The following is a 3,924-nucleotide window of genomic DNA, read 5'->3' as shown; positions in this document are numbered from 1 at the left end:
CTCAAGCCGACGAAATAGGCCTCGACGTCCTCGGCGCTGGCGTCGGCTAGGTCGCGGCCCCGACCGGCGAGGAAGCCGGAGGCGTCGGTGAGGTCGCGCGCGTAGGCGGTCAGCGTGTTCTTGGCCGCCGCACGCTCGACGGACATCATTTCCAAGAAGGCTTCAGCCCAGGACGGACCCTGTCCGCTCATTTCAGCGCCAGCAGGCCTTCCAGGGCGAAGGCGCGGGCGTCCGTTTCGAGCCCGACGGCGTGCAGCGCATGGACGATCCGCACCCGATCGCCGACCGCCAGGCCCGTCGGTCCGGCCTCGGCGCAAGTCCAGAGCGCGAGCATCGCGGCCTCGCCCATGAGCTTCCGGTTCGCCGCCGCGTCGAGCGCAAGGTCGCGGCCCACCGGCGCCCTGCCCTCCGGAACGCCGAGGCTGGCCGCGACGTCGAGGATTTCCGGCGTCCCTTCGAACTCCAGCGCCAGTTCCAACAGGATTGCGGCCTGGGCTCGCGCGTGCGCCTTGGGGTCGCCGGACTGCCCGACGCCCATCAGGGCCGCGAGGTCGGCGGCGGCGAGCGGTCGGCCGCTCGCGGCGGCCTGGGCAAAGGGCGCGATGTCGGGCGGCAGGCTCGCCAGGTCGAAGGTCGGCTCCGCGGGACCGCCGCCGGAGAGCGCCGCCGCGACGGCCGGCGAGGCCTTGGCGGTGGTCAGGTCGAGCCCCAGGCTGTGCGACAGGGCGTAGTCGAGGCCGTTGCGCAGCGAGGCCGCGCCGGGATTGCCGGCGCCCGCCAGCTTGGCGGTCATCAGCCGGGCGAAGATCGGGTCCTTGGCCTGCGCCTGGGCCAGGTCGAAGGTCAGCTGCGCCTGGTCGGGGTGGCCGCCGATGGCCTGGCAGTAGGCGCGCAGGCGCAGCCAGTAGACGTCGTCGCGGCCGGAGGTCAGGCTTTCCGCCACCGCGCAGGCGCGCGCGTCATCGCCCGCCAGCAGCGCGCTCTCGGCCGCCGCGCGGGCCAGTTCCGGCGTGCGGTCGACCCCCGGCGCGCGGGCGAGGATGGCGGCGGCGGCCTTGGCGTCGCCCTGGCCCAGGAGCGCGATGGCGCGGGCGCCCGTCAACGCCGGATCATTGCCGCCCTTGGGACCCGGCGCGCCGGTCGCCAACACCCGCCTGGCGAGGGCCGCCGCCGCGGGGCTGAGCGGCTTTGCCGCGACCAGCGGCAGCACCGTCTGGACAGTCTTCAGGGACGCGCCGCGCCACAGCGTGGCCGGCAGGCCGGTGTCGCGCCCAGCCGTGGTGAAGGCGTCGGGCGCGGCCAGCGCCTCGACCTCCACGCCCTGTGTCGCCGGCGCAGCGGCGACGGGCGGGGACGGCGGCAGAGGCCCTGGCGGGGGCGAGTCGGCGGGGGCCGTGGCGGCGGGCGGCGGCTCCTGCGCCAGCGCGCCGGCGGCGGGGCCGACAAACAGCAACAGGGCGAGAAGACCGATGCGACGCGACATGAGCCGGATCATAGCCGCCGTACGAAGTTGGCGCGAGGGCGCCGCCTCGTGTAGAGCGCCGTGTATATTGGGACCGTCCATGGACCGCTATGCACCGTTGCGCCGCCGCACCATCGCCCTCGTGGGCCTGATGGGCGTGGGGAAGTCGAGCGTCGGCCGCCGGCTCGCCAGCGCTCTGGACCTGCCGTTCCGCGACGCCGACTCCGAGGTCGAAGCCGCCGCCGGCCGGTCGATCTCCGACATCTTCACCGACCTGGGCGAGGAAGCCTTCCGCGAGGGCGAACGCCGCGTCATCGCCCGCCTGTTGGACCAGGAGCCGCATGTCCTGGCCACCGGCGGCGGCGCCTTCATGAACGGCCAGACCCGAGCGCTGATCAAATCCAACGCGGTGTCGGTCTGGTTAAAAGCCGACCTGGATGTGCTGGCGCGCCGCGTGTCGCGCAAGGACACCCGGCCGCTGCTGGCCGGCAAGGATCCCCTGGAGGTGCTGCAGGCCCAGGCCGACGTGCGCTATCCGGCCTATGGCGAGGCCGATATCACGGTCGAGACCGGCGACGCGGCGCACCACGTCACGGTCGAGCAGGTGATCCGCGCGCTGGGCGCCCATCTCGAAGCGTCCGAGCCCAGCGCCCCTGCGCCCAAGGCCCCCACACCATGAGCCGCGCGATCGCCGTAGGTCTGGGCGCGCGCAGCTACGAGGTCCGGGTCGGGCCCGGCCTGATCGACGGGGCCGGCGAGGCTCTCGCGCCGCTCCTGAAGCGCCGCCGCACGGCCGTGGTCAGCGACGAGACCGTTTGGGACCTGCATGGCGCGCGGCTCACGGCCGCCCTGAAGGCGGCGGGGATTGCGGTCTCGCCGGTGATTGTGCCGCCGGGCGAGGCCACGAAGAGCTTCGAGGGCCTGGCCGACGTCAGCGACCGGCTGCTGACGCTGGAGCTCGACCGAGGCGATGTGATCACAGCCTTCGGCGGCGGCGTGGTCGGCGACCTCGCGGGCTTCGCCGCGGCGATCTACAAGCGCGGCGTCGATTTCGTGCAGATCCCCACCACCCTGCTGGCGCAGGTGGACTCCTCGGTGGGCGGCAAGACCGCCATCGACACGCCGCGCGGCAAGAACCTCGTGGGCGCCTTCCACCAGCCGCGGCTGGTGCTGGCCGACCTCGACGTGTTGGCGAGCCTGCCTGAGCGGGAGATGCGCTGCGGCTACGCCGAGGTGATCAAATACGGCCTCCTGGGCGATTTTGGCTTCTTCGAGTGGCTTGAGGCCAACGGCGCGGCGGTGCTGGCGCGCGAGCCACAGGCCCTGGCGCACGCCGTGGCGCGGTCGGTGGAGATGAAGGCCGAGATCGTCGGCGAGGACGAGACCGAGCAGGGCCGCCGCGCGCTCCTGAATCTTGGCCACACCTTCGGCCACGCCCTGGAGGCGGAGACCGGCTACGGCGAGGCGCTGCTCCACGGCGAAGCGGTGGCCGCGGGCATGGCGCTGGCCTTTCGCTTCTCGGCGTCCCAGGGGCTTTGCGCGACGCAGGAGGCGGCTCGTGCGGGCGGCGCCATCGCCGCCGCCGGCCTTCCGACGACGCTGGCCGAGGTTTCGCGCCGGCCGTTCCACGCCCAACGCCTGGTTCATCACATGGCGCAGGACAAGAAGGCCGAGGGCGGCAAGCTGACCTTCATCCTGGCCCGCCGGATCGGCGAGGCCTCCGTGGCCAAGGACGTGGACGCCGGCGCGGTTGCGCGCTTCCTGCAGAGCGAAGGGGCGGTCTGATGGGCGCGATCATGGCGCTGGCGCCCATCGTCTTCGGCCTGCTGGCCATCTCCGCCCTGTTTTCGGCCGCCGAGACGGCGCTGACCGGCGCCAGCCGCGCGCGCATGCACCAGATGGAGCGCGACGGCGACCGCGCGGCGCGGCGCGTCAACCGCCTGCTGAACGACCGCGAGACGATGATCGGCGCGGTCCTCCTGGGCAACAACCTGATCAACATCCTCTCGTCGGCGCTGGCCACCCAGGTCCTGACCAAGGCGATCCCCGGCGCCTTGGGCGTGGCGGTGGCGACGGGCGTGATGACCGTGCTGGTCCTGGTCTTCGCCGAGGTGCTGCCCAAGACCCTGGCCATCCTGCGCTCCGACGACGTGGCGCGGTTCCTGTCGGGACCGACGGAGCTGGTGGTGCGGGTGTTCGGCCCGATCATCTTCACCATCCAGTGGGTCGTGCGGAAGACGCTGGGACTGTTCGGTGTGCGGCTGGGCATGGAGATGGACGTGCTGGCCGCCCACGAGGAAATCCGCGGCGCCGTGGAATACCACCACTCCGAGGGCCTGGTGGAGACCCACGACCGGTGGATGCTGGGCGGGGTGCTGGACCTGGCCGAGATGGACGTCAGCGAGGTGATGGTCCACCGCAAGGAGATCGCCACCCTCGACGTCGAGCTGAGCCCGCGGGAG

5 protein-coding genes are annotated in these 3,924 nt (G+C 72.8%); 3 read left to right on the top strand and 2 right to left on the bottom strand.

Features of this window, described 5'->3' with window-relative positions:
• Together E8A12_RS14325 and E8A12_RS14320 are read right to left on the bottom strand one after the other, a co-directional pair.
• The coding region (locus E8A12_RS14325) for a site-specific integrase (RefSeq protein WP_293369912.1) at positions 1-191 on the bottom strand (191 nt) is incomplete at its 3' end.
• The gene (locus tag E8A12_RS14320; protein WP_293369910.1) at positions 188-1,483 is read right to left on the bottom strand and encodes a hypothetical protein; all 1,296 of its coding nucleotides are present in this window, start codon (positions 1,481-1,483) and stop codon (positions 188-190) included. The genes E8A12_RS14320 and E8A12_RS14325, both read right to left, overlap by 4 nt.
• Before the next feature lie 79 nt (positions 1,484-1,562).
• On the opposite strand from E8A12_RS14320, the gene E8A12_RS14315 reads away from it, so the two are divergent.
• From E8A12_RS14315 to E8A12_RS14305, 3 genes are all read left to right on the top strand, one after another.
• On the top strand, positions 1,563-2,141 hold the full coding sequence (locus tag E8A12_RS14315) for a shikimate kinase (RefSeq protein WP_293369907.1): 579 nt from the start codon (positions 1,563-1,565) through the stop codon (positions 2,139-2,141).
• The gene (gene aroB / locus E8A12_RS14310; RefSeq protein WP_293369905.1) at positions 2,138-3,247 is read left to right on the top strand and encodes a 3-dehydroquinate synthase; all 1,110 of its coding nucleotides are present in this window, start codon (positions 2,138-2,140) and stop codon (positions 3,245-3,247) included. The genes E8A12_RS14315 and aroB overlap by 4 nt, the downstream gene beginning before the upstream one ends.
• Positions 3,244-3,924: CNNM domain-containing protein (locus E8A12_RS14305; RefSeq protein ID WP_293369914.1), on the top strand; the 681-nt coding region annotated here is incomplete at its 3' end. The genes aroB and E8A12_RS14305, both read left to right, overlap by 4 nt.

Source organism: Phenylobacterium sp. (assembly GCF_004799395.1).
Taxonomy (GTDB): domain Bacteria; phylum Pseudomonadota; class Alphaproteobacteria; order Caulobacterales; family Caulobacteraceae; genus Phenylobacterium.
This window is presented reverse-complemented; position numbering and strand designations above follow the sequence as displayed.

Coding starts and splice junctions, on each gene's coding strand:
- E8A12_RS14320 (WP_293369910.1), bottom strand. CDS start 1,483: ATGTCGCGTCGCATCGGTCTTCTCGCCCTGTTGCTGTTTGTCGGCCCC.
- E8A12_RS14315 (WP_293369907.1), top strand. CDS start 1,563: ATGGACCGCTATGCACCGTTGCGCCGCCGCACCATCGCCCTCGTGGGC.
- aroB (WP_293369905.1), top strand. CDS start 2,138: ATGAGCCGCGCGATCGCCGTAGGTCTGGGCGCGCGCAGCTACGAGGTC.